The 12,917-nt window shown below is 62.1% G+C and carries 11 protein-coding genes; 1 reads left to right on the forward strand and 10 read right to left on the reverse strand.

Features of this window, described 5'->3' with window-relative positions:
* Window positions 1–19: 19 nt before the first annotated feature.
* The gene (locus E5E97_RS17485) at window positions 20–1,660 is read left to right on the forward strand and encodes an EAL domain-containing protein (protein ID WP_171280655.1); all 1,641 of its coding nucleotides are present in this window, start codon (window positions 20–22) and stop codon (window positions 1,658–1,660) included.
* On the opposite strand, the gene E5E97_RS17490 is transcribed toward E5E97_RS17485, so the two are convergent.
* The 10 genes from E5E97_RS17490 to E5E97_RS17535 form a co-directional block, all read right to left on the reverse strand.
* Window positions 1,623–2,117 carry a hypothetical protein gene (locus E5E97_RS17490; protein ID WP_017408190.1) on the reverse strand — a complete coding sequence of 165 codons (495 nt, stop codon included), beginning with the start codon at window positions 2,115–2,117 and terminating at the stop codon, window positions 1,623–1,625. The genes E5E97_RS17485 and E5E97_RS17490 overlap by 38 nt on opposite strands.
* 168 nt (window positions 2,118–2,285) lie before the next feature.
* A complete protein-coding gene (locus E5E97_RS17495; protein ID WP_005301823.1) occupies window positions 2,286–2,648 on the reverse strand; it encodes a DUF2750 domain-containing protein in 363 nt (120 codons plus the stop codon).
* Between the two features lie 187 nt (window positions 2,649–2,835).
* Window positions 2,836–4,140, reverse strand: coding sequence for an inosine/guanosine kinase (locus E5E97_RS17500; protein WP_011706316.1), 1,305 nt, complete (start codon window positions 4,138–4,140; stop codon window positions 2,836–2,838).
* A gap of 179 nt (window positions 4,141–4,319) precedes the next feature.
* Window positions 4,320–4,712, reverse strand: a complete 393-nt coding sequence (locus tag E5E97_RS17505) for an MAPEG family protein (RefSeq protein ID WP_011706317.1) — start codon at window positions 4,710–4,712, stop codon at window positions 4,320–4,322.
* A gap of 72 nt (window positions 4,713–4,784) precedes the next feature.
* The gene (hemH, locus tag E5E97_RS17510; protein WP_026080103.1) at window positions 4,785–5,759 is read right to left on the reverse strand and encodes a ferrochelatase; all 975 of its coding nucleotides are present in this window, start codon (window positions 5,757–5,759) and stop codon (window positions 4,785–4,787) included.
* A gap of 114 nt (window positions 5,760–5,873) precedes the next feature.
* A complete protein-coding gene (gene adk / locus E5E97_RS17515; protein WP_011706319.1) occupies window positions 5,874–6,518 on the reverse strand; it encodes an adenylate kinase in 645 nt (214 codons plus the stop codon).
* A 254-nt stretch (window positions 6,519–6,772) separates the two neighbouring features.
* Window positions 6,773–8,686: a molecular chaperone HtpG gene (htpG, locus tag E5E97_RS17520; RefSeq protein ID WP_029300565.1), complete on the reverse strand. Its 1,914-nt coding sequence runs from the start codon at window positions 8,684–8,686 to the stop codon at window positions 6,773–6,775.
* A 233-nt stretch (window positions 8,687–8,919) separates the two neighbouring features.
* Complete coding sequence (gene recR, locus E5E97_RS17525; protein WP_010633741.1) at window positions 8,920–9,522, reverse strand: recombination mediator RecR; 603 nt, start codon at window positions 9,520–9,522, stop codon at window positions 8,920–8,922.
* Between the two features lie 125 nt (window positions 9,523–9,647).
* Complete coding sequence (gene fdhD, locus E5E97_RS17530) at window positions 9,648–10,505, reverse strand: formate dehydrogenase accessory sulfurtransferase FdhD (RefSeq protein ID WP_171280656.1); 858 nt, start codon at window positions 10,503–10,505, stop codon at window positions 9,648–9,650.
* Between the two features lie 11 nt (window positions 10,506–10,516).
* Window positions 10,517–12,646: a sigma 54-interacting transcriptional regulator gene (locus E5E97_RS17535; protein ID WP_171280657.1), complete on the reverse strand. Its 2,130-nt coding sequence runs from the start codon at window positions 12,644–12,646 to the stop codon at window positions 10,517–10,519.
* Window positions 12,647–12,917: the final 271 nt, after the last annotated feature.

Raw genomic sequence — 12,917 nt, forward strand, 5'->3', positions numbered from 1 at the left:
CATCATCAAGGATGACACCATGTTGAACAAGCTCGGGAGCAACCAGCTGCTGGTGATCGCTCTCCTCTGCGCTCCCCTGCTGCTGTTGCAGGGGCTCTGGCTCGCCTTCACCAGCACGCTGCTGACCCTGCTTATCATCCTCGCCACCAGCCTGCTCGGCTTTGGCTTGCTGAGCATGCTGACCCTGCGCCTTCAGCAGGTGGATCGCAGTCACCAGGAGCAAGTGTGGTGCCGGGCGCTGCAGCTGCGCGACCCCACCTGTCTGACCACGCCCGAGGCCCAGGCCGCCCTGCAGCAACTGCTCGCCCACTTCAACGAAGCCGAGCGCGACGCTCACCGCCAGATCAGCGAGCTGCACAACCAGGCAACCCAGGACGAGCTGACCCAGCTGCAAAACCGCCACGCCTTTCGGCGCGACATGACCGAGCTGCTGCAGCGGGATCAGGATACCCAGACCGCCACTCTGGTGCTGATCCGCGCCACCGAGCTTGGCAAGCTCAACGCCCAGCGCGGCTTTCAGTCGGGGGATGCCTACATCAAGGATATCGCCAATATCATCACCAGGGTGGTGAGCCGCTTCCCCGGCCATCAGGTCTATCGCATCTCGGGGGCCGACTTCGCGGTGCTGGTGCAGCCGGTCGCCAATATCCCGCCCCCCCTGCTCGGGCGGGATCTGAAGATCGCCTTCGATCACTATCAGCAGCAGCATGAACTGGAGAGCGCCGCCTACTCCGGGCTGACCCGGCTCAGCAGCGGCCAGAAGATAGAGGCAATTCTGGCCAGGGCGGATCTGGCGCTGGCCCGCGCCCAGACCGAGACGGTCAACGGCTGGGCCATCCAGCAGGATGACAGCGTGGTAGAGCTGCAGGGGCAGCATCACTGGAAGCTGGTACTGACCGAGCTGCTGGAGCAGGAGCGGATCAGCTTCACCTACCAGCCGATCCAGCCGATGCACCGCAGCATGCTGGCCTACAACGAGATCTACACCCGTTTCAGCAGTGCCGACGGCACTGTGCTGCCCACCGACACCCTGTTCGCCATGGCCCAGCGGCTGGATATGGTGATGCGGCTGGAACAGATGCTGGTGACCCACGTGATGCGCCAGTACCGGGCCTTTGGCTCGAATCAGAGTCGCTGGGGCATCAACCTCTCCAGCAACCTGCTGCAAAACAGCGCCTTTCTGATCTGGCTTGACCGGCAGCTGCTCAACGACCCCAACACCAGCGCCAACCTGGTGTTCGAACTGGATGAAGAGCATCTGGAGCGCAACCTGACCGGAGCCAAGCGGGTGTTCGAACTGCTCAGGCGCAACGGCAACCGCTCTGCCATCTGCAACTTCGGCAAGGGGATAGGGTCATTCAACCTGTTTCGCGAGCTCAAGCCCGACTACATCAAGCTGGATCCCGCTCTCATCACCGGGCTGGAGCAGGATCTGACCAACCAGCAGTTCGTGCGGATGATCGTCGACGTGTCACACCGGATGGGTTGTCAGGTGATTGCGGAAGGGGTGGAGCAGCTGGGTCAGAAGCAGCTGCTGCAGGGTATGTATGTGGACGGGCTGCAGGGCTATCTCATCGCCAAGCCCCAGCAGTTGCGGCCGGATATCAGCCAGCTCGGGCTGTTTACTGAGGATGCTTCAACTTCAACAGAGTCAGAATGATGTCGTTGAGCTGGCGATAGCGCTCCAGCTCCTTCTGATCGTAACGGGTCGCCAGGGTGGTGGGATTGTGGCGATTCTTGAGGTAACGATTGATCTGCAGCCGGTTGAAACCCGCCACCTGATAGACCTGCCCCAGCAGGGCATTGAGCTCTTCGTGTTCAAGACCGGCCTTGGCGAGGTAATCCTCTTGGGCCGGGCTCTCCAGCTGGCAGCTCTGCTTGGCGATGCGACCGGTCTCCTGCAGATAGCTGAGCCACTGCTCCAGATAGAGCGGCTTGCAGCCCGCCAGCAGATTGAAGAAGCCCACCGCATCGCAGCGGCAGTCGGTCAGCAGCAGCACCGCCAGTTGATCGTCATCGCAGCGGAAGGTGACGGGGCCGCTCTGCCCCCAGTCCAGCGCCTGAACCCGGATCTCGGCTCGCGCCCCTGCAACGCCGGTGACGTCGAATACAAACATGGCTCCTCCCACTCGGCAAAAGGTTGATGATGGACCATCCCTCTGGCGGGTGCAAAGCCAAATCGCCTTTTCATTCAGTATTCTGCAAGCCGGCCATAAAAAAACCGACATCCTCGCGGATATCGGTTCTCGTCAGACGGGCCAAGGCCCGGCTCAATGCAGTGTGGTTCAGGCGTCCAGTTCCACCAGCGCCTTGGCCAGCTCGATGGGTTCGAGCTCTTGCCCTTCCAGATCGGCGTTCCAGTTCGGGCCGACCAGCACGTCGTCTTCGTCCAGATCGTTGATCCAGATGTCGAGAAACTCTTCCAGCTCGATCACTTCCGGCTCGTAGTCGGCCCACTCGTCCACGCAGTGCAGACGGGCATCCTCTTCGGCAGACCAGAGCGGCATCACGTCGGCATCTTCGAACTCGGCAGAGCGGCAGACGACCCAGTCTTCACCGTAACGCAAGCCCCATACCTGACCCGACTCGCGGACTTCTTCGATGAACAGTTGGAAATTGGCGTCAAGATTGTCAGTTAACTTACTCATGGGGCTCTCTCTCTATCGGGTGCTGCGGCCACGGCAGTGCCGAGTGGCAATGCGGTGGCCAAATGGTGTCGCAAAAGTGACATGGACTCAAGCATCTTGGGGTTTATCACACAAAAAACTGCCTGCGGCCGGGTTTTACCTGACAAAACGCCTCCCGAAGGAGGCGTTTTCAGCGCGAGGGGCGGGATCAACGCTCCCAGTACACCTCTTCCAGGCTGTCTTCCTTCTCCGGCAGACCGCGCGACAGGCGCGGGCTGCTCTGGGCCAGCACCTCGTAACTCACCCGGTTGGCGTACTTGCACACCTGGGAGAGCGAGGAGTAGGTGAGGAACTCGGCCACGTGCTTGGCGGAGTTGGGCACGGCGCTGCGGTGATAGGCGTTGGCCACCATGTCGTGCAGCACGGCGGAGAGGGCCCCGTCCCCTGCCCCGTTGGTGTTCTTGATCTTCTCCGGCCCGCCCATGTAGGGGGAGATGTGGGAGTAGATGCGCTTGGGCACGCGGCAGCCGCTGCGGGTCATGGGGCGGCTGAACTCGTACATGTTGAACTCGGGGATGACACCGGGCAGCAGCGGCAGCGTGGTCTCGCGCTTGAAGTCCTCTTCGGTGTAGGCCGCCATGTAGAGCCCCACCGGCCCTGCGGTGCAGAGCACCATGTCGGCCCAGTCCAGCGCCTTGTCGGCGGCGGCCAGCGGATCGGAGAAGCCGGTCAGGGCCTCACCCTCCTCCTCGTTCATGGCGAGCACAGTGACGTTCTCGCTGATGAAATCGCGCCACCACTGGGGGTCGGACTCGATGACGAAGCGGGTACCCAGGGTCAGCACCACCGGCACACCGGCCTCGCGGGCATAACGCACGGCGGTCATGGCCGCGTCCTTCATCGGGGTGCCATCTTCACCGCGCACCAGGTAGGCGGTGATGACCAGGGCGGAGGACTCCTTGATGATGGTCTCGGGGATGTGGGCCACATCCAGATGGTCCATCTTGCCGGCGTTGATGCCGAAGCTGCGCTCGCCCCCTTCAGTGATGAAGGTGAAGCAGCGACCGACCGGGCCGTCTACCGGCTGCAGGTAGTCGAGGTTGACCCGTGACGAGGTGTTGCACAGGTAACGGTAGGCGTAGCTGCCGATGCGAATGTCCTGGCTCATGACGCCGAGCAGGATGGAGTGGGAGTCCGCCAGCACCGAGTAGTTGTGCATGGTGTTGCCGATGGTGCCGCCGGCAAATTCGCTCACCACCATGTTGTTGCTCTTGAGCTCGTCGTAGATCTGCTCGGCCACGTCATCGGAGATGAGCATGGAGTGGCCGCGGCTCAGGCCGTAACGCTCGAGAAATGCCAGATCAACGTGCGCCTCGATGTCGACCAGTGTCTGGTCAATCCCGACCACATAGGCCTTGCCCCGCTCCGCAAGCACCGCGCTCTGGGAGATGAGGGGATCACGACGATCCACTGGAAAGTAGTGTTTGGACTTGCGCTGACCGGGAAATTTCATGGCAATGTTCTTGTGCTCTGGGGGAAAGAGGGGCGGGATTTTAACACAATCCGCCGCGCCGAAAAGTCGCCTGATTAAAATATGAAGTCAGTATAGACACGGGCTGCAGAGGAAAACGTTTACCAAAACCCATCAAAAAAACCACCCCGCAAGGAGGTGGTTTTTGCAGCGAACAAGACTCAGCCGGCGGCAAGCCCCTGTGCCAGCGCCAGCACCGAGAAGAGCCCCAGCGCCAGCCAGAACAGCAGGGTGCCGACCAGCCTCGGCAGGTTGGGTGCCTTGGGGATCTGGATGCCGATGGCATGCAGGATGCGTCCCACCAGCAGCGCCAGGCCGCCGGCATGAAGCCAGAAGGCCCCGACGCCCGCCAGCTCGCACAGCGCCATCAGCAGCAGGGTGAGCGGCACGTACTCGGCAAAGTTGCCGTGGGCCCGGATGGCGGCGCGCATCTCGGGCGCCTCCCCTTCCCCTATCATCACCTTGAACTGGGCCCGGCGCTTGACCACCCAGAAGGAGAGCAAGAGGAACAGCAGCCCCAAGAGGCCGGCGTAAATCAGGGTGATATGCATCATGGTGAAACTCCTTCTCCTTGGACAATCAACGATCAGAGCCCCGCACCGATGAGTGGTGCGGGCAATGCCCCGTCAGGCCAGCTCGCGGCAGATCAGCGACACCATCATGCGGATGTGGGCCTGATCGCTGTTGAGGGCTGGAATGTATTCAAACTGCTCGCCACCGGCGGCCATGAAGATCTCCCGGTTCTGCACCTGGATCTCCTCCAGGGTTTCGAGGCAGTCGGCGGCAAAGGCGGGACAGATCACATCGAGCCGCTTGATCCCGGTGGCCGGCAGGCCGCCGATGGTCACGTCGGTGTAGGGCTTGAGCCACTCCTCCTTGCCAAAGCGGGACTGGAAGCTGGCGGTCCACTGGCTGGCCTCCAGCCCGAGCGCTTCGGCCAGCAGGGCGGCGGTGCGCCGGCACTGGTGACCATAGGGATCCCCTTCCCGCTCGTAGCGTTCGGGAATGCCGTGGAACGACATCAGCAGGTGCTCGCCCTGGCCGTGCTGTTCCCAGTGGCGACGCACGCTCATGGCCAGCGCCTGGATATATTCGGGGTGAGCATGGTAATCACGAATGAGCCGCACCACCGGCAGGTTGCGCTCTTTTTTCATCGCCTTGGCCCAGCCATCGAACACCGAGGCGGTGGTGCTGACCGAATACTGGGGATAGAGCGGCAACAGGATCACCCGGTTGACTCCCTTGGCCTTGAGCGCCTGCCAGCCCTCATCCAGCGAAGGGGAGCCGTAGGTCATGGCCAGCTCCACCGGCACCTCGACCCCTTCGCGCTTGAGCTCCTGCTCCAGCGCCGCGCGCTGCTGCTTGCTTATCACCATCAGCGGCGAGCCCTGCTCGGTCCACACCTGCTGATAGAGCTTGGCCACCTTGGGGGAGCGGGTCGGCAGGATGATGAAGTGGAGCAGAGGGCACCAGAGGTAGCGCGGCAGGTCGACGACCCGCTGATCGTGCAGAAACTGGCTGAGAAACGCCTTGACGGCGGCCGTGGTGGGCGCGGCTGGGGTACCCAGATTGACCAGCAAGATCCCGGTTTTCGTGGTCACGTATGCTTCCTGTCGTTCTGTTGTTATGTCTGAATGCAAGAAAGGGCCCATGCCGGGCCCTTGTCTCACTGGCACATTGCCGCTGGCCCCTTGGGGACGATGGCAATGGCGGGCTTAGCCCAGGATGGTCGCCAGCTGCTTGCTGACCAGATCCACCGGCTGGGTGCCATCAATCTTGACGTAACGGGTGTTGCCCGCTTCCGCTTCCTTGCCGTAGAAGCCGATGAGCGGTGCGGTCTGCTGATGATATACATCCAGACGCTTGCGCACAGTGGTCTCTTCGTCGTCGGCACGGATCACCAGATCTTCACCGGTCACGTCGTCCTTGCCTTCCACTTTCGGCGGGTTGAACACCACGTGGTAGGTACGGCCGGAGCCGGAGTGAACGCGACGACCGCTCATGCGCTTGACGATCTCTTCGTCCGGCACGTCGAACTCCAGCACGAAGTCCACGGCAACACCGGCGTCCTTCATGGCTTGCGCCTGGGGAATGGTGCGCGGGAAACCGTCCAGCAGGAAGCCGTTGGCGCAATCCGGTTGGGCAATACGCTCTTTGACCAGGCCGATGATGATGTCGTCAGAGACGAGCTGACCTGCGTCCATCACGGCTTTGGCCTTGAGGCCCAGCTCGGTGCCCGCCTTGATCGCGGCACGCAGCATGTCGCCGGTGGAGATCTGCGGAATACCGTGTTTTTCCATGATGAACTGAGCCTGAGTACCCTTGCCGGCACCCGGAGCCCCCAACAGAACAATGCGCATACACGCTCCTATTGATTGGTTATTCAATTCTTGAGAAGGCAAAAAACTACACGGTTTCGCCCATTTTCACAAGCTTGCCCCGTGTGAGTGGCTTATTTTTCACCATCTTTCCGACATGGCAATACGACCATTGGCGCAGATCCGTGTACGAAAAATGAGTGAAAATGCAGCAGCGCTGCACGCAACTGGCGCCCGCCCCGGACGGGGCAGGCGCCAGAAAAGAAAGAGCCCACTGCACGCAGTGGGCCCAAACATCATGCCTGGAGTAACAGACGGTTGATACGAGAGACGAAGCTCGCCGGATCATTGAGCCCGCCCTGCTCGGCCAGCTGGGCCTGTTCGTGCAAGAGGGTGACCCACTCGCCGAACAGCGCCTCGTCCTGGATGGTATCGAGCTTCTTCACCAGGGCGTGATCGGGGTTCAGTTCCAGAATGTACTTCTGCTCCGGCACCGGCTGGCCGGCGGCACGCATCAGCTTGATCATCTGGGTGCTCATGCCGTGGGCATCGGTAACGATGCAGGACGGTGAGTCGGTCAGACGGTGGGTGACCCGCACCTCTTTTACCGCATCCCCGAGGCTCTGCTTGACCCGCTCCACCAGACCGGCGTTGGCTTTTTCGGCCTCTTCCTGCGCCTGTTTGGAGGCTTCGTCTTCCAGATCGCCGAGATCCAGCTCGCCACGGGTGACGGAGACCAGCTGCTTGCCGTCGAACTCGGTCAGGTGGCTCATCAGCCACTCGTCGACCCGCTCCCACATCAGCAGCACTTCGACGCCCTTCTTGCGGAAGATCTCGAGGTGCGGGCTGTTCTTGGCGGCAGCGTAAGAGTCGGCGGTGATGTAGTAAATCTTCTGCTGGCCTTCCTTCATGCGGCCAACGTAATCCTCCAGCGACACGGTCTGGGCTTCGCCCTCGCCGGCGGTGCTGGCAAAGCGCAAGAGCTTGGCGATCTCTTCGCGGTTGGCGTAATCCTCGGCCGGGCCTTCTTTGAGCACATTGCCGAACTCGCTCCAGAACTTGGCGTACTTCTCGGCATCATCCTTGGCCAGCTTGGCCAGCATGGTCAGCACGCGCTTGGAGCAGGCCTTGCGCAGGGAGACGGTCACCTTGTTGTCTTGCAGGATCTCGCGGCTGACGTTGAGCGGCAGATCGTTGGAGTCCAGCACCCCTTTGACGAAGCGCAGGTAAGCCGGCATGAACTGCTCGGCGTCGTCCATGATGAAGACGCGCTGCACGTAGAGCTTCAGGCCGTGTTTCTGATCCCGGTTGTAGAGATCGAACGGGGCACGGGCCGGCACGTAGAGCAGGCTGGTGTACTCCTGCGCCCCTTCCACCCGGTTGTGGCCCCACAAGAGCGGATCTTCGAAGTCGTGGGCGACGTGCTTGTAGAACTCCTGATACTCCTCGTCCTTGATCTCTTTCGGGTTGCGGGTCCACAGCGCGGTGGCGCGGTTGACCTGCTCCCACTCGCCCGGGGTGCCGACGATGGTCTCGCCATCTTCTTCCCGATCCGGGGTGCCCTCTTTGAACATCTCCACCGGTACGCTGATGTGATCGGAATATTTGCTCACCACGGAGCGCAGACGCCAGTCGTCAAGGAACTCGTCCTCTTCGGCGCGCAGGTGCAGGATGACGTCGGTACCGCGACCCTCTTTGGTCACATCAGCCACGGTGAAGGAGCCTTCCCCTTCCGACTCCCACTGCACGCCCTGCTCCGGAGCAGTACCGGCGGCGCGGGAGACCACGGTCACCTTGTCGGCGACGATGAAGGCGGAGTAGAAGCCCACCCCGAACTGACCGATCAGCTGGGAGTCGCGGCCCTGATCACCGGAGAGGTTCTTGAAGAACTCGGCGGTGCCGGACTTGGCGATGGTGCCCAGGTGCTCGATCACCTGATCACGGGTCATACCGATCCCGTTGTCGGAGATGGTCAGGGTCCGATTTTCTTTATCAACCACCAGGCGAACGCGCAACTGGCCGTCGTTTTCGAACAAAGAGGCATCGGAAAGCGCCTTGAAGCGCAGCTTGTCCGCCGCATCGGAGGCGTTGGAAATCAGCTCGCGCAGGAACACTTCTTTGTTGGAGTAGAGGCTGTGGGCCATCAGGCTCAGCAGTTGTTTGACTTCAGTCTGAAACCCGTGGGTTTCGGCATGAACGCTTTGGGTCATCGACACTATCCTCAGGCGATTCGGGTTGAACATATTCCCGATCCAAGATGGGGCCGGCGATCGCCATTTCAAGGGGGACAAAACGTCGAGGCGTGCGAATGGCGATTTTTGCGCCAATCGAACCTGTTACCCAACAAAAAACCCGCCGAGGCGGGTTCTGGTATTGCTGCTGAGTCGCGACGCAAATTCAGTTCAGTTGCTAGCGCAGGCCCAATTGAGGGGCTGGCGCTGACTCAATTCAGGGGCTGACGCCCCATCAGGGAGTGGGAAAGCGTGGTGCCATCCACCAGCTCCAGCTCGCCGCCCACCGGCACCCCGTGGGCAATCCGGCTCACCTTGACGCCGGCGGCGCGGGCCATGTCAGCGATGTACCAGGCGGTGGCATCCCCTTCGATGGTGGGGTTGGTGGCCAGAATAAGCTCGCTGATCGCCTCGTCTTTCAAGCGTCGCTCCAGGATCTCCAGCCCCAGCTCTTCCGGGCCAATGCCGTCCAGCGGCGAGAGGTGACCCATCAGCACGAAGTAACGGCCGGAGAACTGGCCGGTCTGCTCGATGGCGGCCACGTCCGCCGGGCTCTCCACCACGCACAGCAGGCCGTTCTCTTCGCGCTTGGGATTGGCGCAGATCTCGCAGCGCTCGTTCTCGGTGAAGGTGCGGCAGTGGCTGCAGTGGCCAATCTCGGTGAGGGCGCGAGAGAGCAGCTGGGCCAGCCGCAGGCCGCCGCTGCGCTCACGCTCGAGCAGGGTAAATGCCATGCGCTGGGCCGACTTGGGGCCGACACCCGGCAGCACCTGCAGGGCTTTCATCATCTCATCCAGCAGCGGGCTGAATTTCATGGGCTTGGTATCCTTTGACGCTGTGTCGGCCGCGGCGCCCTGACGGGCAAGGAGCGCGACCGAACCTATCTTGTTGGCGCAGGACTATACCCGAGCCGACCTCGAGCGCCAATGGCCTTGTGCCCTCAGCCCTCTGCCGAAACGGCGGATGACGCTGCGCTCGCCAGCAGGATGCGCTGGCGGCCGCTGTAGATCTCGGCTCGCCCCGGGCGACAGAAGCCCACCAGGGTGAGCCCGGTCTGCTCGGCCCGCTCGACCGCGAGCTCGGTGGCGGCCGAGATGGCGAGCAAGATCTCCACCCCCGCGCTGGCGCACTTTTGCACCATCTCGAAGCTGGCACGGCTGGTCACCAGGATGGCGCCGTCGCGCCGTTGACTTCGCTGCAAGTGCCCCACCAGCTTGTCCAGCGCGATATGGCGCCCCACGTCCTCGCGAATGGCGAGGATGTTCCCCTCGCCATCCACGTGCACGGCGGCATGGGTCGCCCCCGTGCTCTGCCCCAGTAGCTGGAGCGGGCGCAGCGCGGCCAGCACCTTGTCGATATGACCCACCGCAAAGCGCTGGCTGTCGGGCAGCCTTGGTTGGGCGCGCACCACCTGCTCCAGGCTTTCGCTGCCGCAGATGCCGCACCCGGTGCGCCCGGCCAGGGTGCGCCGCTTCTCTTTCAGGCGATGAACGCAGCGATTGGCCAGGGTGATGTGCAGCTCGATGCCGCGGCAGGCGCTCTGCTGCTCGATGTCGTGGATATCGAGCAGGCTGTCGATGATCCCCTCGGAGAGCGAGAAGCCGATGGCGAAATCCTCCAGATCGGCGGCCGAGCACATCATCACGCTGTGGGCGATGCCGTTGTAGACCAGCGCCACCGGGGTTTCGCAGGGCAGCTGCATGGCACTGTCGGTGGTGACGCCGCGCTGATGGTAATGGACCACCTCGCGATGGGCGCTGAGCGCCTGCGGGGTGTCGGGGTCGAGTTCAAGCAACATCTGGGGGCCCCTTAGTTGAGGGTGCGGGGATCTTTGGCCGAGATCCCGAGCCGTTTCATTTTCGACAGCAAGGTGGTGCGCTTCATGCCCAGGCGCTGGGCCGCCCCCCGCTCGCCAGCGACAATGCCGTTGCACGCCTTCAGCGCCCGGATGATGCTGACCCGCTCATCCTCCCCCTGTGCCTCTTCACCCTGCGGCAAGGCGGGCAGCGGCTCGCGAAACAGCTCCCGGGCCGGCTCGTCATAGACCAGGGTCTCTATCTTGTGAAAGCCCTTGAGGGGCAGCAGCTCGTCCGGCGAGAGGTTGAGCACGTGGCCGCGGGTCATCACCACCGCCCGCTCGATGATGTTTTCGAGCTCACGGATGTTGCCGTACCAGGGGAGCGACACCAGCATCTTCATGGCGTCGGCCGGGATGGAGGTGATGGTGCGGCGCATCCGCTTGGCGATCTTCTTGATGAAGAAGTTGACCAAGAGCGGAATATCCTCGCGCCGCTCGCGCAGGGGCGGCAGCTCGATGGGAAAGACGTTGAGCCGGTAATAGAGGTCGCTTCGAAAGCGCTTGTTCTTGACCATGGAGAGCAGATCGCAGTTGGTGGCCGCCACCAGCCGCACGTCGATGGCAATGGGGTTGCTGTTGCCCACCCGCTCCAGCTCGTGCTCCTGCAAGACCCGCAACAGTTTGGGCTGCAGATCGAGCGGCATGTCCCCCACCTCGTCGAGGAACAGAGTGCCCTTGTGGGCCCGCTCGAAGCGGCCGATGCGCTGAGTCAGCGCCCCGGTAAAGGCCCCCTTCTCGTGGCCGAACAGATCGCTCTCGATAAGGCCGGTGGGAATGGCGGCGCAGTTCACCTTGACCATCTCGTGATCGTGGCGGGCACTCAGGGCGTGAATGGCCTGGGCGATCAGCTCCTTGCCGGTGCCGGTCTCCCCCAGAATGAGCACGGTGCAGTCGCTCTGGGCCACCAGCTTCACCTTCTCCAGCACCCTCTCCATCACGGCGCTCTGGTAGATGATGTTGGCAAAGTCCCCCTGCGGCGCGGGTCCGTCGACCCGAAGGGTCTTCTCCCTGGCGCCGGTGGTGTTGGAGATCTCCTGCTGCGCCTGCACGTTGTTCATGGCAATGGCCGTGCGCGCCGCCACTTGTTCGAGCAGCGAGATATCGAGGTCGGCGAAGAAATCCGCCTCGGGGTGAGAGAGGATCAACACCCCCAACAGGTTGCCCCGATAGCGCAGCGGCAGGATACAGGAGCTGTCGGCGTCGGGGGGCAGGATCTGGGAGGTGAAGCGGCAGCTCGACTGGCAGCCGTGGCCCTGCTCGCGATAGAGGAAGAAGGGCTCGCTGTGGCCGAGCGCCCCCTGCAGGCAGTTCTTCTCAAAACACGAATGGTTGATGATGCCCGGCTGTTCGCGCTGCTGCTGATTGACCAGATAGCTCTTGAAGCTGTCGGAGGTGGCGTTGTACTCGGCCAGGCACAGGCTGCTGATGCCAAAGTGGTGGTGCAGGATGGTGAACAGGCTCTGGGGCAGCTCGGCGATGCGCACCAGTTTGATCACCGCGTTGGTCACGTCCACCAGGATCTTGCAGCTGTCGCGCTCAAGGCGCAGGGAGTTGGCCTGCTCCAGGGTGCGCTCCTTGTCCAGCACGTTCTCCAGCGCAATGGCGACGATGGCCGCCAGCTGGGTCAGCTTGGCCAGGGTCTCCATCGGGAAGGCGTTGGCCTCGCGGCTGATGAACTCCACCCCGCCCAGGTGGCTGCGGGCGGTGGTAATGGGCAGCTGGCAGTAGGAGTGCAAGCCGTCATAGACAGGAGTGCTTGCCAGCTGTTCGCAGCGGTGGCGAAAGCGGCTCGCCGGCAGCACGATGGCCTGCTCGCGGGAAAAATGGAGATCGGCCTTGCGGCAGATAAGGTGAGCCGGCCCCTGCTCCCCCAGGTAGTAGAAGACCGCCTCCTCCCCCGTCCCCAGGTTGAGGATGAGGTTGACCCGATCCACCTGACGAAAGCAGGGCTGGATCCGGTTCAGCTTCTTGATGAAATCGTCCAGGGTGACAGCAGAGAGCAGATTCTTGGAGAGGGAGAGAAAGCCGTCATCCCAGATGGGTGAGATATCGGTCAACGGAATGGCACTCACATTCAGCATTCAGGCCTCGCATTACATCTAGATGGGTACCCTTGCTGGCCAATTGCAGCACGGCAACAACGGTAAACAATGCATCAGCCATCGCAGTCAGATGTTATAATTAATTTTTAAAAACTTAACGCTTAATTATAAAAACTAACATGCACTGAAATAGCATCGCGCAGATTATCGCAGGATGGCTGGCATAATAAGTTAGCCCCATCCCCATTACAACCAAGCCGGCCCTGGCACATATTACAGCTCCGTCAGCGGATATTTCCCGCCGCGCCCA

The sequence above is a fragment of the Aeromonas sp. 2692-1 genome (assembly GCF_013085505.1).
GTDB lineage: Bacteria > Pseudomonadota > Gammaproteobacteria > Enterobacterales > Aeromonadaceae > Aeromonas > Aeromonas hydrophila.

Bases quoted from the DNA above. Each gene is read 5' to 3' on its own strand.
- E5E97_RS17485 (WP_171280655.1), top strand. From the start codon at position 20: ATGTTGAACAAGCTCGGGAGCAACCAGCTGCTGGTGATCGCTCTCCTC.
- E5E97_RS17490 (WP_017408190.1), bottom strand. From the start codon at position 2,117: ATGTTTGTATTCGACGTCACCGGCGTTGCAGGGGCGCGAGCCGAGATC.
- E5E97_RS17495 (WP_005301823.1), bottom strand. From the start codon at position 2,648: ATGAGTAAGTTAACTGACAATCTTGACGCCAATTTCCAACTGTTCATC.
- E5E97_RS17500 (WP_011706316.1), bottom strand. From the start codon at position 4,140: ATGAAATTTCCCGGTCAGCGCAAGTCCAAACACTACTTTCCAGTGGAT.
- E5E97_RS17505 (WP_011706317.1), bottom strand. From the start codon at position 4,712: ATGATGCATATCACCCTGATTTACGCCGGCCTCTTGGGGCTGCTGTTC.
- adk (WP_011706319.1), bottom strand. From the start codon at position 6,518: ATGCGCATTGTTCTGTTGGGGGCTCCGGGTGCCGGCAAGGGTACTCAG.
- htpG (WP_029300565.1), bottom strand. From the start codon at position 8,686: ATGACCCAAAGCGTTCATGCCGAAACCCACGGGTTTCAGACTGAAGTC.
- recR (WP_010633741.1), bottom strand. From the start codon at position 9,522: ATGAAATTCAGCCCGCTGCTGGATGAGATGATGAAAGCCCTGCAGGTG.
- fdhD (WP_171280656.1), bottom strand. From the start codon at position 10,505: ATGTTGCTTGAACTCGACCCCGACACCCCGCAGGCGCTCAGCGCCCAT.
- E5E97_RS17535 (WP_171280657.1), bottom strand. From the start codon at position 12,646: ATGCTGAATGTGAGTGCCATTCCGTTGACCGATATCTCACCCATCTGG.